The organism is Blastococcus jejuensis (assembly GCF_039534705.1).
Classification (GTDB): Bacteria; Actinomycetota; Actinomycetes; order Mycobacteriales; family Geodermatophilaceae; genus Blastococcus_B; species Blastococcus_B jejuensis.
Window position 1 is genome coordinate 126,527 of the sequence record NZ_BAAAVV010000006.1, and the last position, 12,123, is coordinate 138,649.

The following is a 12,123-nucleotide window of genomic DNA, read 5'->3' on the forward strand; positions in this document are numbered from 1 at the left end:
CTCACCGGGGTCTGTCCTCGGTGAGCAGGTACTCGAAGGGCTCGAGCGGCTGCCGCTTGCCGACAGTCGTGCGAGGGCGGCGCTTGCCGACCTGGGCACGGCACCAGTCGCAGCGGCCGTCCTTGCCGGGCTTGCGTACGGAGACCTCGAAGAGGCCGCAGTCGGGGCAGTAGTGGGCGGTCATCGGGCCACCACCGAGCAGCAGTCCGGGCACTTGTCGGTGTGCTGCCAACCGCAACCGGGGTGACCGGAAGTCGTGCAGACGACCGATGGCCAGTCGCTTTCCTGACCGCTCCCGTAAGAGCCTGTCCTGCCCTGTCCTGTCCTGTCCCTTTGGGTTCCACTTTCGGTTTTCGATTCGCTAACCGACTCGGAAACCGATTGGGTTTCTTGTGTGGAGGACGGCATCTCACTGATCTCGCGTGGCTTCCGCGGTCGACCACCTCGGCGACCGTTCTCGGCGTTCGCGGTCTGCTGAGCGAGCACCTGTTCACGGGTGCGCTGATATGTCCCGTGGTGCCGGATGACGTACGCGTCGCCGTCGTCGCTCCACCAGCCGACCGCGAGCAGCTCGGGTGCCGCCTCGGGAGTCTTCGCGAATCGGCGCAGGTCGGCCTTCGGGATTCGCAGGTCCAGCAGCTTGCGGTTGTTCCAGACCAGGGCCTCGGTGTGCAGCCGGAACGCGGCATCCGAGAGCGTCCAGCAGTCATCGGAGTAGTCGTCCGAGAGCTTGGTCCAGGTCACCTGTCCACCGCCTCGACGGTGGTGAAGCGCCCCTCGACGTGCTCGGCGTAGACGAGGATGTCGTCGGCCCGGTCGATCGGGACGATCCACAGCCGACGCAGGTGGTCCCACATCGACGGGATGGGAGCGCCAGACCGCTGCGCCGCGCTCTCGATCAGATGCTTCGCCCGTCCGCCGTAGAGCCATGCTGTCCTGCGACCGCACTCGACGTGCAGCGTGCGTGTGCTCGTCCAGCGGTCCCGTCGGTCAACCTCGAACGGATCGCGACGACCGTCGGCCATCGGCTCGAGGCGCCGAGAGGCCGCGCGGCGACGGCGGAGCTGTGTCGGTGTGTCCTGTGCCGGCTCGGCGGTACGCTGAACGTCGAAGAGCACGCTGGCGGCGGAATCTTCAGAGAGGGCGGTCCCTTGCGGGGCCGCCTTTTCGCTCCTCATGCAGCTCCGACCCGAGGCCGGTCGGACTGGCTCTCGATCCATGCATCGACGTCGGACCAGCGGTAGCGCAGGTGCTTGCCGACGCGGACAGCTCGAGGCCCTTCGGACTTGGTCCGCCAGACGTAGAGGGTCTGCACGGGGACTCCCAGGTACGCAGCAACCTCCGGCGTCGCCGCAAGCGGATTGCGCTGCTCCATGTCGGCTCCTTCCTGTCGGAACGTCCTGTCAAGACGTTGCAAGGACAGCAAAGCACAGCCGCGTATCTATGGCAAACGGTCTTGACGGAATGTTTCGCAGGGGGTTGACTCTGCTCGTGGCTCGCATCCGGACCGACGAGGTTGTTCGCGCTAGTGGGCGGTGGCTGCTGTACGGCGGTCGGATGCTCTCGAGCGTTCCGACGACCGTGACGTTCACTCCGGACGAGGCTGACTCTGACCCGCTGGACTTCGCGGTGAAGATGGAGATCGACATCGTCGAGGGCCGCTTGAGTTGCGTCTCCCTGACGGCCGAGCGGCTCCCTGACGGCCCCCCGATCACCAGTGAGGGCCTTCGGCGCGTGCCGGTGGCCGAATACGTGATGCTCGCCGCTCGTTACGGCCGCGAGATCCTGCTTGAGCGCATTCCGAGAAGTGATGGCACCTACCGGCTCGCAGAGTTCAAGTCGCCGCCGGCGAACTTCGCCAAGGACGGTATGACCGATGAGGCCCTCGAGCAGGTGGCCAGGCTGTACGCCTGGGCTCAGGCGACCGGGCGTAAGGCCACCGGCGTCCTGTTGAATGACTACGGGATGCCGCGCCCGACTGCGACGCGTTGGATTCAGACCGCACGGCGGCGGGGCATTCTTCGCGACGACCATCAGCGGACTTCTCAGTCCGTGACTGCACGTGGCTAGCGTCGAGACGCGCCCCAGCCGGCGCAACGGCCGCGAGGTCCGCGTCTACGACGTTCGCTTCCGCGACCCTGACGGGCGGCAGCGCAAGAAGACGTTCGGCAAGAAGGGTGATGCAGACCGGTTCGCGGCGACCGTGGAGGCGGACAAGCTGCGTGGGCTGTACGTCGACCACTCTGACCGGACGACCGTCGCTGAGTACGCACGGTCCTGGGCTGCGGCCCGGCCGCACCGTCCCTCGTCGGCCCGGCGGGTGTCGAGCCTCATAGAGACGCACATCGCCGGCACACGGCTCGGCGACCGTCGCCTAGCTGCGGTGCGGCCGTCGGAGGTGCAGGCGTGGGCAACGGACCGCGCGCAGGTGCTCGCCCCGTCCACGCTGCGGAACCTCGTGTCACTGCTGCGGTCCATCTACTCGAGCGCCGTGCTCGATCGGCTGGTCGCCGCTTCTCCGGTGGTTCGCGTGCAGCTACCCCGCGACGAGCGGGAGCGCGTCGTGCCGCTGAGCGTGCAGCAGGTCCAGGCCCTAGCCGATGCCATGCCGGAGCGGAACCGGGCAATGGTGCTCGCTCAGGCCGGCCTCGGCCTGCGTATCGGCGAACTGCTCGCGCTCCGGCTTGAGGATGTCGACTTCCTGCGGCGGACCGTGCGGGTCGAGTGGCAGATCGCGCCGGGCACGCAGGCGCGAGGGGTCCCCAAGACGCCGCGGTCGCGCCGGACGGTGCCGCTGCCCGCCGTGGTCGCCGAGGCACTCGCCGCGCACATCGCCGCGTTCCCTCCGGGCGCTGACGGGTCGATCTTCACGTCAAGCGTGGGGGCGGTCTACTGGCAGGACTTCTACGCGTCCCGGGTCTTCACGGCGGCAGCGAAGCGGGCTGGCTTGCCCGCAGGCACCACGTCGCACGATCTGCGCCACCACTACGCGAGCGTGCTGCTGGCGGCCGGCGAGTCGGTTGTCGCCGTCGCCGACCGCCTGGGCCATGAGAACGCCACGCTGGTGCTCAAGACGTACGGCCACCTGATGCCGGATTCGGAGGACCGCACCCGGCGGGCCGTGGACGAGGCGTGGTGTGCCATCACCGCGCCATCGGAGGAGTCAGCAACGCGCTGACCTGCACAAAAGGGGGGAGGCTAGGAGATGTAGCCGAACTCCCAGTGCCACGGCTCGGGCTTCTCGCCACCCGGACCCGCCCAGTCGGGCTGGACGAAGCCGAAGCGGCCCGCGTTCTGCGTCATCCACGTCCACTGCGGGGTGCCCGCGACGTTGATGCCCCCGCAGAGGTCCACGGCCAGGGCCCACCCGTGGTTCGACGTGCCGGGCACCGCGGCCAGCGCCGGCTTGGCGTAGAACGCCGCGACCTGGCCCGCCAGCGAGCGGTACGAGTCGGTGATGCACAGCGGCTGGCCGAACGTCGCCTCGAAGGCGGTGCTCATCTGCCCGTAGGAGGCGGCGGCATCGCACCGCAGCGCGTGCCGGTAGACACCGAGCTCGCAGAGGGCCTCGCCCGGGATCTGGCCGTTGGCCCAGCCACCCCATGCGGGCGAGCCGACCCGACCCGGCTCCGGCGGCGGGGCGCCGCACAGACCGGTCGTGCCCACGCCGGTCAGCGGCTCGTTGGGCTGCGCCGCCGGGGGGAGCGTCACGCGGACCGCGGCGGAGCCGGCGGCGAGACTGCGGACGCCGACCTGGAAGGTGGCCGCCGAGGCGCCGATGACGTCACCGGAGCCCAGGTAGAGGCCGACGTCGAGGCCGTCGGCGGAGAAGACGAGATCGCCGATCTGCAGATCGGTCAGCTCCACGGGGCTGCCCGAGGCCCACTGCTCCTCGGGTGTGCTCGGGATGGCGTGTCCGGCCAGCAGCCACGACGCCGAGGTGAACCCACCGCAGTCGTAGGAGTCCGGACCGCTCGCGTCGGCGACGAACGGCTTGCCGAGCTGCGACAGCGCGGTGCTCACCGCCGCGACGGTCTCGGCCGGCAGCACGGTGACCGGGCTGTTGCCGATGACGGCCCAGGCGACCCCGGGGATGGGGCGCGCGTACTCGTCGAGGGCCGGTGACATGCCGGCGGGCAGGCGGGTGGGATCGGCCAGCCGCGCCGCGGGCGGCGGCTCGATGCCGGCGGCGGCCAGGCGGGCGAGGTAGGCCTGCCAGCGGAGGGTCGCCTGCTGGTTGCGCTCCTGCTGCGCGCCGGCCGCGGGGATGGCGCCGAGGGCGGCGATCTGGCCGGTGACCTCGGGGCTGAGCCCGTCGACCTCGTCGCGCACCAGCTGCAGGACGCCGTCGGCGCGACGCTCGGTCTCGGCGATGGCCGCCTCGGCCTCGGCCACCCGGGCCTCGGCCTCCGCGAGCGATGCTGCGGCCCGGGCGGCGCGGATGGCCGCGCCCTCGCGGTCCTGGTCGGCGCGCTCGACGACGGCCTGCCCGTCGAGCGCGGCGTCGGTGGCGTCGCGGTCGTGCACACTCAGTCCGAGCAGCGGGTACCGGTCGGCGGGGACGGCGCGGTAGAGATAGGCCGCGGCGTCGCCGAGTGCCTGCTGCTGGGCCTCGACCTGGGCGCGCACGGTCTGCTCGGCGGCCTGCGCTTCGTCGAGGTCGACGTGCCGCTGCGCGATCTCCTGCTGGAGCTGCCGGTAGCGGTCGGCCTTGCCCAGCAGGGAGGTCTGGGTGGAGAGCGCCACCTCGGTGACGTCGACCGGCGCAGCGCCGCCCTGGTCGCGGTCCTGCGGGCTGGGCAGCACGAGGGCGGCGGCGGCCGGCAGGAGCAGCGTGCTCATGGCGACGACGCCGAGCCGCGTGGTCCAGCGCGAGCCCCCGGTGCGGGGTTCCTTCGTCTTCCGGGCGCGGGGCGCGGACCGGCGTCGGGCGGCGGGCCGCTTCGCCGCCGGCCGGCGGCCGGGGGTGCGAGCGGCGCCGCTGCGGGCGGCCGCGGCTGCGACGAGCCGGGCGGCCTGCTCCGGGGTCAGGTCGGGCCGGGCGGCCAGGAGCTGCCGGACCAGCTGGGCCTCACGGGCGGCGACGGAGGGCGCGGGACGCCCGGTCGTGCGTGGTGCAGGCACAGCAGGGTCCCCCGGCGGTCTCGGCGCTACGTGGCCTGCTCCCCCGCAGGTCGCGGGGAAGCTCACGCCTCGTATCGACGCGTCGGGCGGGGCAGCGGAGGGGCTGGCAGCCGATGTCACCCCATGGGGGGAGGGTGAATCCGGGGTGGCTGCGCCCGTCCGGGGGACGCAGCGGCAGAACGGTGGGACGCCGGAGCGCTACCGGGTCAGGGGGCCCACCAGGCACCGTGGCGGTGCACGAGGGGGATGCGCAGCTCGCCGCCGTCCTCGGTCGTGACCACGATCTCGACCTTCGTGACGCGGACCGGCGGGCCGTCGTCCTCGGGCTCGAGGAGTTGCCCGGTGGCGAGCGGGATCGGGGGCACGACGAGGACGTCCTCGCCGGGCGGCTCGGCCATCAGGGCTCCTCCAGGAGTGCGCGGGCGCACCCACCGTAGGGGGCCTGACCTGGGGACGGCGCGGGCCGGGGGACCCTCCCCGCTGGGAAGGACCCCCCGGCCCGGTGGTGTCCCTGGCTCAGCGGCCAGAGATCGGGATGTAGTCCCGTTCGGTGGCGCCGGTGTACAGCTGGCGCGGACGCCCGATCTTGGTGGCAGGGTCGGCGATCATCTCGCGCCACTGCGCGATCCAGCCGGGCAGCCGGCCGATCGCGAACAGCACCGTGAACATCCGGGTCGGGAAGCCCATCGCCCGGTAGATCAGCCCGGTGTAGAAGTCGACGTTCGGGTAGAGCTTGCGCTCGATGAAGTAGTCGTCCTTCAGCGCGATCTCCTCGAGCTGCCGGGCGAGGTCGAGCAGCTCGTTGTTGCCGCCCAGCTTGTCGAGCACGCCGTCGGCGGTCTGCTTCACGATCGCCGCGCGCGGGTCGTAGTTCTTGTAGACCCGGTGCCCGAAGCCCATGAGCTTGACGCCGGGCTCCTTGTTCTTCACCCGCTCGACGAAGCGCGGGATGTCGCCGCCGTCGCGCTTGATGGCCTCGAGCATCTCCAGCACCGACTGGTTGGCGCCGCCGTGCAGCGGGCCGAACAGCGCGTTGATGCCGGCCGAGACCGAGGCGAACAGGTTGGCGTGCGAGGAGCCGACCAGCCGGACGGTCGACGTCGAGCAGTTCTGCTCGTGGTCGGCGTGCAGGACGAACAGCATGTCCAGCGCCTTCACGAACTCCGGGTCGACCTCGTAGGGCTCGGCCGGGAAGCCGAACGTCATGCGCAGGAAGTTCTCGACCAGCCCACACGAGTTGTCGGGGTACAGCTGCGGCTGCCCGACCGACTTCTTGTAGGCGTAGGCCGCGATCGTCGGCACCTTGGCGAGCAGCCGCAGGGTGGAGATCTCCACCTGCTCCTCGTCGAAGGGGTCGAGCGAGTCCTGGTAGAAGGTCGACAGCGCGCTGACCGCCGAGGACAACACCGGCATCGGATGCGCATCGCGCGGGAAGCCGTTGAAGAACATCTTCAGGTCTTCGTGCAGCAGCGTGTGCCGCCGCAGCCGCTGGTCGAACTCGCCGAGCTGGTCGGCGGTCGGCAGCTCCCCGTAGATCAGCAGGTACGTGACCTCGAGGAACGTCGACTTCTCAGCCAGCTGGTCGATCGGGTACCCGCGATAGCGCAGGATTCCGGCGTCGCCGTCGATGTAGGTGATCGCCGACGTGCAGGAGGCCGTGTTGACGAAGCCGATGTCGAGGGCGACCTTGCCCGTCGTCGACAGCAGCTTGCTCGTGTCGATGCCGTCGGCGCCCTCGGAGGCGTGCCTGACGGGCAGGGGCAGTTCTCCACCGTTGTAGCGCAGGGCTACGTCTGTCTCGCTCATCAGGCAGGACGCTACTCAGTTCCCCGCCGAGCGCATCACGGTGGTTCCGCTCAGTGGAGTGCCACGGTCGCGCGGGCCGCGCCGTGGCACTCCACGAGGGCTACTAGGGGTGGGTCATGGAGAGGACGTCGAGGGCCTCGTCGAGCTGCTGCTCGGTGAGCTTGCCCTGCTCGACGTAGCCGCGCTCCAGGACGACCTGGCGGATCGTCTTCTTCTCCTTGAGCGACTGCTTGGCCACGACCGCGGCCTCCTCGTAGCCGATGTACTTGTTCAGCGGCGTGACGATCGACGGCGAGGACTCGGCCAGCTCGCGGCAGCGCTCGACGTTGGCGGTGATGCCCTCCACGCAGCGGTCGGCCAGCAGCCGGCTCACGTTGGACAGCAGCCGGATGGACTCGAGCACGTTGCGGGCCATCAGCGGCAGCGTCACGTTCAGCTCGAAGTTGCCGGTGGTGCCGGCGAAGGCGACGGCGGCGTCGTTGCCGATGACCTGGGCGGCGACCTGCACCGTCGCCTCCGGGATCACCGGGTTGACCTTGCCCGGCATGATCGAGCTGCCCGGCTGCAGGTCGGGCAGGAAGATCTCGCCGAGGCCGGTGCGCGGCCCCGAGCCCATCCAGCGCAGGTCGTTGGCGATCTTCACCAGGCCGACGGCGATGGTCTTGAGCTGGCCGGAGGCCTCCACGAGCCCGTCGCGGGAGCTCTGCGCCTCGAAGTGGTCGCGGGCCTCGGTCAGCGGCAGGTCGAGCTGCCCGGCCAGCCGCTCGATGATCGCCGCGGCGAACCCGGGCGGGGTGTTGATCCCGGTGCCGACGGCGGTGCCGCCCAGCGGCAGCTCGCCCACCCGGGGCAGCGACGCGCGCAGCCGCTCCACGCCGTAGCGGACCGCCGCGGCGTAGCCGCCGAACTCCTGGCCCAGCGTGACCGGGGTGGCGTCCATCAGGTGGGTGCGGCCGCTCTTGACGACGTCGGCGAACTCGTCGGCCTTGCGCGAGAGGGCGAGCTCGAGGTGCTGCAGCGCCGGGATGAGGTCGCGGACGATCGCCCCGGTCGCGGCCACGTGGATCGCCGAGGGGAAGACGTCGTTGGACGACTGGGACGCGTTCACGTGGTCGTTCGGGTGCACGGGCTTGCCGAGCGCCTCGGTGGCCAGCGTGGCGATGACCTCGTTGGTGTTCATGTTGCTCGACGTGCCCGACCCGGTCTGGAAGACGTCGATCGGGAAGTGCTCGTCGAACTCGCCGGTGGTCACGCGGGTGGCCGCCTCGGTGATGGCAGCCGCGATGTCGGCGTCGAGCACCCCGAGGTCGGCGTTCACCGTCGCGGCCGCCCCCTTGATCGCGGCGAGCGCGCCGATGAGCTCCCGCTCGATCGGCGTGCCGGAGATCGGGAAGTTCTCGACGGCGCGCTGCGTCTGCGCCCGCCACTTGGCCCACGCCGGCACGCGGACCTCGCCCATGGAGTCGTGCTCGATGCGGTACTCGCCGCTGTCGGTCGACGAGCCGTCCTGCTGTGCGGCCACGCTGCGCTCCTGTGGTGGGTGGTGACAGTGCTCAGGGAGGGACCCTAGACACCGCGGAGGGACGACGCGGTTCGCACTCCGTCGCGTCCGCCGGGTCTCCCGGCCCGGCCGTCCTACGCTCCCGGGACCATCCGGAACCGAGGAGACCCGAACATGTCCGCACCGCTGCCGCCGCCGGTCCCGGACTGGGCTGCATCGACGCCCGAGTGGTCGCCTCCCGCAGCCTGGGCACCGCCGTCGACACCGCCGTCCCCGCCGCCGTATTCCGGCGCGGCAGCACCCGCTGCGGCGGGGCGACGGCCTGGCGCGGTCGTGCTCGCCGTGGTCGCGCTGCTGGGCGTGGTCGCCGGGTCGGTCGCCGCCACGCTGCTCGTGACGGCCGTGTTCGTGGGCAGCGCGGAGGACATCGGCCGGGAGGTGGGCGACGGCATCGCCGCGAGCATGAGCGAGGCGATGGCCCGCTCGATGGAGGACTCGTCCTTCTCGATCGACGAGGAGTTCGGCTGGGGTGCGGGTGGCCCCGTGGCGCCGGAGGACATCGCCGAGCCGGTCCCGCCGGTGCCCGGCCCCGACCCCGTGCTCAACGCCTATGCGCAGGGCTGCTTCGACGGCGACTACCAGGCCTGCGACAACCTGTTCTTCGAGTCGCCGCCGATGTCGGACTACGAGGAGTACGGCGGGACGTGCGCGGGCCGGGTGAAGCTGATGTCCGTCATGGCCTGCACCGATCTCGACTGATCGCCGTTCCGGTGCGCCACGCCGGGCCGCGCGCCCGGGGTGGTGGAGGTCGTCGTACCGGGCCCCTAGCATCCGCAGGGCCGCACCGTCGTCCCGAGGAGCCCTCCCATGTCACAGCCGCCGTACCCGCCGCAGGGCGGCAACGAGTCCGGTGGGGAGCAGCCGGGAACGCCGGGCGCGGGCCAGCCGTCCGACACCGACGAGCCCACCCACCAGTTCGGCAAGCCCCCGGTGCCGCACGAGGGCCAGCGCGACCAGACCCAGGAGTTCCCGCAGCCCGGCGTCGCCCCCGGTGAGAGCCGGGCGGGCGAGACCCGCCAGATCCAGCCCGGTGATCTCGCGGCGGCCCGCGAGCAGTTCGCGCAGCAACCGCCCTACGGGCAGCAGCCGGATCAGCCGCAGTACGGGCAACAGCCCCAGTACGGAGAGCAGCCGCAGTACGGCCAGCAGCCCCAGTACGGGCAGCAGCCCCAGTACGGTGAGCAGCCGCAGTACGGGCAGCAGCCCCAGTACGGTGAGCAGCCGCAGTACGGGCAGCAGCCCCAGTACGGGCAGCAGCCGCAGTACGGGCAACAGCCCCAGTACGGGGAGCAGCCGCAGTACGGGCAGCCGGCCTACGGGCAGCAGCCGCAGTACGGGCAGCAGTGGGCGCCGCCCGGCGGTGCGGGCGGCCAGCCGCCGAAGGGCAACAAGAACACCCTGATCGCGCTGATCATCGGTGGCGTGGTCGTGCTCGCGGCCATCGGTGTGGCGCTGTGGCTGCTCCTCGGTGGGGACGACGACCCGACCCCGGCGGCCGACTCCACGACGCCCGCGACCAGTCCCTCGACGACCTCGGAGGAGACGACCACCACCAGCAGCTCGGAGGAGACGACGACGAGCCCCGAGGAGACCACCGAGGCGCCGAGCGGCATCCCCCCGGCGACGATCACTCCCGACGGGCTCGGCGACGACCCGACCCTCAACGAGTTCGCCCAGCAGTGCTACGACGGCAGCATGGTCGCCTGCGACAGCCTGTTCATCGTCGCGGAGGACGGTTCGAGCTACAAGGAGTACGCCGACACCTGCGCCGGTCGACAGCCCGCCAACACCCAGCAGTACTGCACGATCTCCTTCCCGGGAGAGTGACGCCGCCGCCATGACCGACGACGCCGGGTCCGGCCCGGTCCCCGTCGTGCGCGCCTCGGACGCCGATCGGCACGCCGTCGTGTCCCGTCTGCAGACGGCGCTCGGTGAGGGACGGCTCGACCTCGACGAGTTCGGTCAGCGCGCCTCCGCCACCTACGACGCGACCACCCTGGCCGAGCTGGAGGCGGTGGTCGCCGACCTGCCCTCCGACGCCCGGCCCCCGGTCGAGATCGTCGGGTCGCGGGCGCCGGAGATCGTCTCGACCGTCTTCGGCGACGTGCGGCTCGCCGGTGGCTCGGTGCCGCGGCGCGTGTCGACCGTGTTCGGTGACGTGCGCATCGACCTGCGGGGGCTCCGCAGCGACGCCGACCGTGTCGACCTCTACGCCTCCACGGTCTTCGGCGACGTCGAGGTCATCGTCGCGGAGGGGGTGGACGCCGAGCTGCAGGGGCGGACCGTCCTCGGCGACCGGCGGACCGAGCTCGCCGCCGTGCCCCGGCTGCCCGGGACACCACTCGTGGTCGTGCACGCGAAGGCGGTGTTCGGCGACCTGCGCCTGCGCAGCCTCGCCCCGGGCGACTCGCCCAGCCGGTGGCGCGCGCTCATGGACCGGCTGGCCGAGCGGCGGCCGCCGCTGTAGCGGGGTCAGTCCTGCTGGTCGTCCCGGTCGAAGGGCACCGCGGAGTAGGCCCGGAGCTTCTCGAGCGAGTGCAGGCTGTCGATCGAGCGGATGGTTCCCGACCGGGAGCGCATGACCAGCGACTGGGTGGTGCAGCCGCCCGCGCTGTACCGGACGCCGCGCAGCAGCTCGCCGTCGGTGATGCCGGTGGCGACGAAGAACACGTCGCCGCGGACCAGGTCGTCGATGTGCAGGACCCGATCGAGGTCGTGGCCGGCGTCGAGCGCCTTCTGCCGCTCGTCGTCGTCCTTGGGCCAGAGCCTGCCCTGCAGTGCGCCGCCCATGCACTTGAGCGCACAGGCGGCGATGATCCCCTCCGGCGTGCCGCCGATCCCGAGGAGCAGGTCGACCCCGGTGCCCTCGCGGGCGGCGGCGATGGCGCCGGCGACGTCGCCGTCGGTGATGAACTTGATGCGGGCGCCGGCCTCGCGGACCTCGTGCACGAGCTGCTGGTGGCGCGGCCGGTCGAGGATGCAGACGGTGACGTCGCCCCGCGAGCTCTTCTTCGCCTTGGCGATGCGCCGGATGTTCTCGGCGATCGGCGCGGTGATGTCGACGACGTCGGCGGCGTCGGGGCCGGTGGCGATCTTCTCCATGTAGAAGACCGCCGACGGGTCGTACATCGCGCCGCGGTCGGCCACGGCCATGACCGCGATGGCATTGGGCATGCCCTTGGCCATGAGCGTGGTGCCGTCGATCGGGTCGACCGCGACGTCGCACGCGGGCCCCTGCCCGTCACCGACCTGTTCGCCGTTGTAGAGCATCGGCGCCTGGTCCTTCTCGCCCTCGCCGATGACGACGACGCCCTTCATGCTCACCGTGCCGATGAGGGCGCGCATCGCGTCGACCGCCGCGCCGTCACCCCCGTTCTTGTCGCCGCGGCCGACCCAGCGGCCCGCGGCCATGGCGGCCGCCTCGGTGACCCGAACCAGTTCGAGCGCGAGGTTGCGGTCCGGTGCCGGACGGTCGGCCCGGAAGCCGCGGCCTGCCGTGCTCATCGGGAGGGGGGTTTCGGGACCGGGCAGCGACACGGGGCCTCCTGGAGAAGGACCCCGTCCTTCCCACCCTTCGCGAGCTCAGGGCGGGGCCCGGGACGGGGCCATGGGCGCGGGGTCGGCGAGCTGTC

The 12,123-nt window shown here is 71.6% G+C and carries 14 protein-coding genes; 5 read left to right on the forward strand and 9 right to left on the reverse strand.

The features are described 5' to 3' along the window. Position 1 precedes the first annotated feature (1 nt). Genes ABD644_RS13940 through ABD644_RS13955 form a run of 4 tightly spaced genes read right to left on the reverse strand, consistent with a single transcriptional unit; the run spans position 2 to position 1,375 of the window. A complete protein-coding gene (locus ABD644_RS13940) occupies positions 2 to 184 on the reverse strand; it encodes a hypothetical protein (protein ID WP_344689531.1) in 183 nt (60 codons plus the stop codon). Continuing rightward, complete coding sequence (locus ABD644_RS13945) at positions 181 to 744, reverse strand: hypothetical protein (RefSeq protein ID WP_344689532.1); 564 nt, start codon at positions 742 to 744, stop codon at positions 181 to 183. The genes ABD644_RS13940 and ABD644_RS13945 overlap by 4 nt, the downstream gene beginning before the upstream one ends. After that, positions 741 to 1,178 (reverse strand): hypothetical protein, encoded by a 438-nt coding sequence (locus ABD644_RS13950; RefSeq protein ID WP_344689533.1) that lies wholly within the window; start codon positions 1,176 to 1,178, stop codon positions 741 to 743. The genes ABD644_RS13945 and ABD644_RS13950 overlap by 4 nt, the downstream gene beginning before the upstream one ends. Further along, positions 1,175 to 1,375 (reverse strand): helix-turn-helix transcriptional regulator, encoded by a 201-nt coding sequence (locus tag ABD644_RS13955; protein ID WP_344689534.1) that lies wholly within the window; start codon positions 1,373 to 1,375, stop codon positions 1,175 to 1,177. Before ABD644_RS13955 ends, ABD644_RS13950 begins: the two co-directional genes overlap by 4 nt. A 206-nt stretch (positions 1,376 to 1,581) precedes the next feature. On the opposite strand from ABD644_RS13955, the gene ABD644_RS13960 reads away from it, so the two are divergent. Together ABD644_RS13960 and ABD644_RS13965 are read left to right on the forward strand one after the other, a co-directional pair. Continuing rightward, the gene (locus ABD644_RS13960; protein WP_344689535.1) at positions 1,582 to 2,070 is read left to right on the forward strand and encodes a hypothetical protein; all 489 of its coding nucleotides are present in this window, start codon (positions 1,582 to 1,584) and stop codon (positions 2,068 to 2,070) included. After that, positions 2,063 to 3,178 (forward strand): tyrosine-type recombinase/integrase, encoded by a 1,116-nt coding sequence (locus tag ABD644_RS13965; protein ID WP_344689536.1) that lies wholly within the window; start codon positions 2,063 to 2,065, stop codon positions 3,176 to 3,178. The genes ABD644_RS13960 and ABD644_RS13965 overlap by 8 nt, the downstream gene beginning before the upstream one ends. A 20-nt stretch (positions 3,179 to 3,198) precedes the next feature. Here ABD644_RS13965 and ABD644_RS13970 read toward each other — a convergent pair whose 3' ends face one another. The 4 genes from ABD644_RS13970 to ABD644_RS13985 all read right to left on the reverse strand — a co-directional run bounded on the left by ABD644_RS13970 (position 3,199) and on the right by ABD644_RS13985 (position 8,452). Then, positions 3,199 to 5,124: an NlpC/P60 family protein gene (locus tag ABD644_RS13970; protein ID WP_344689537.1), complete on the reverse strand. Its 1,926-nt coding sequence runs from the start codon at positions 5,122 to 5,124 to the stop codon at positions 3,199 to 3,201. 206 nt (positions 5,125 to 5,330) lie between these two features. Then, positions 5,331 to 5,522: a hypothetical protein gene (locus ABD644_RS13975; RefSeq protein WP_344689538.1), complete on the reverse strand. Its 192-nt coding sequence runs from the start codon at positions 5,520 to 5,522 to the stop codon at positions 5,331 to 5,333. Positions 5,523 to 5,640: 118 nt separating this feature from the next. Further along, positions 5,641 to 6,930, reverse strand: a complete 1,290-nt coding sequence (locus ABD644_RS13980) for a citrate synthase (RefSeq protein WP_344689539.1) — start codon at positions 6,928 to 6,930, stop codon at positions 5,641 to 5,643. A 103-nt stretch (positions 6,931 to 7,033) separates the two neighbouring features. Next, a complete protein-coding gene (locus tag ABD644_RS13985) occupies positions 7,034 to 8,452 on the reverse strand; it encodes a class II fumarate hydratase (RefSeq protein ID WP_344689540.1) in 1,419 nt (472 codons plus the stop codon). A 312-nt stretch (positions 8,453 to 8,764) separates the two neighbouring features. On the opposite strand from ABD644_RS13985, the gene ABD644_RS13990 reads away from it, so the two are divergent. From ABD644_RS13990 to ABD644_RS14000, 3 genes are all read left to right on the forward strand, one after another. Further along, positions 8,765 to 9,190: a hypothetical protein gene (locus ABD644_RS13990; protein WP_344689541.1), complete on the forward strand. Its 426-nt coding sequence runs from the start codon at positions 8,765 to 8,767 to the stop codon at positions 9,188 to 9,190. Between the two features lie 108 nt (positions 9,191 to 9,298). Next, positions 9,299 to 10,318, forward strand: a complete 1,020-nt coding sequence (locus ABD644_RS13995; RefSeq protein WP_344689542.1) for a flagellar basal body-associated FliL family protein — start codon at positions 9,299 to 9,301, stop codon at positions 10,316 to 10,318. 10 nt (positions 10,319 to 10,328) lie between these two features. Further along, complete coding sequence (locus ABD644_RS14000; RefSeq protein ID WP_344689543.1) at positions 10,329 to 10,958, forward strand: DUF1707 domain-containing protein; 630 nt, start codon at positions 10,329 to 10,331, stop codon at positions 10,956 to 10,958. 5 nt (positions 10,959 to 10,963) lie between these two features. Here ABD644_RS14000 and glpX read toward each other — a convergent pair whose 3' ends face one another. Beyond that, positions 10,964 to 11,995 carry a class II fructose-bisphosphatase gene (gene glpX, locus ABD644_RS14005; protein ID WP_344689544.1) on the reverse strand — a complete coding sequence of 344 codons (1,032 nt, stop codon included), beginning with the start codon at positions 11,993 to 11,995 and terminating at the stop codon, positions 10,964 to 10,966. Positions 11,996 to 12,123: the final 128 nt, after the last annotated feature.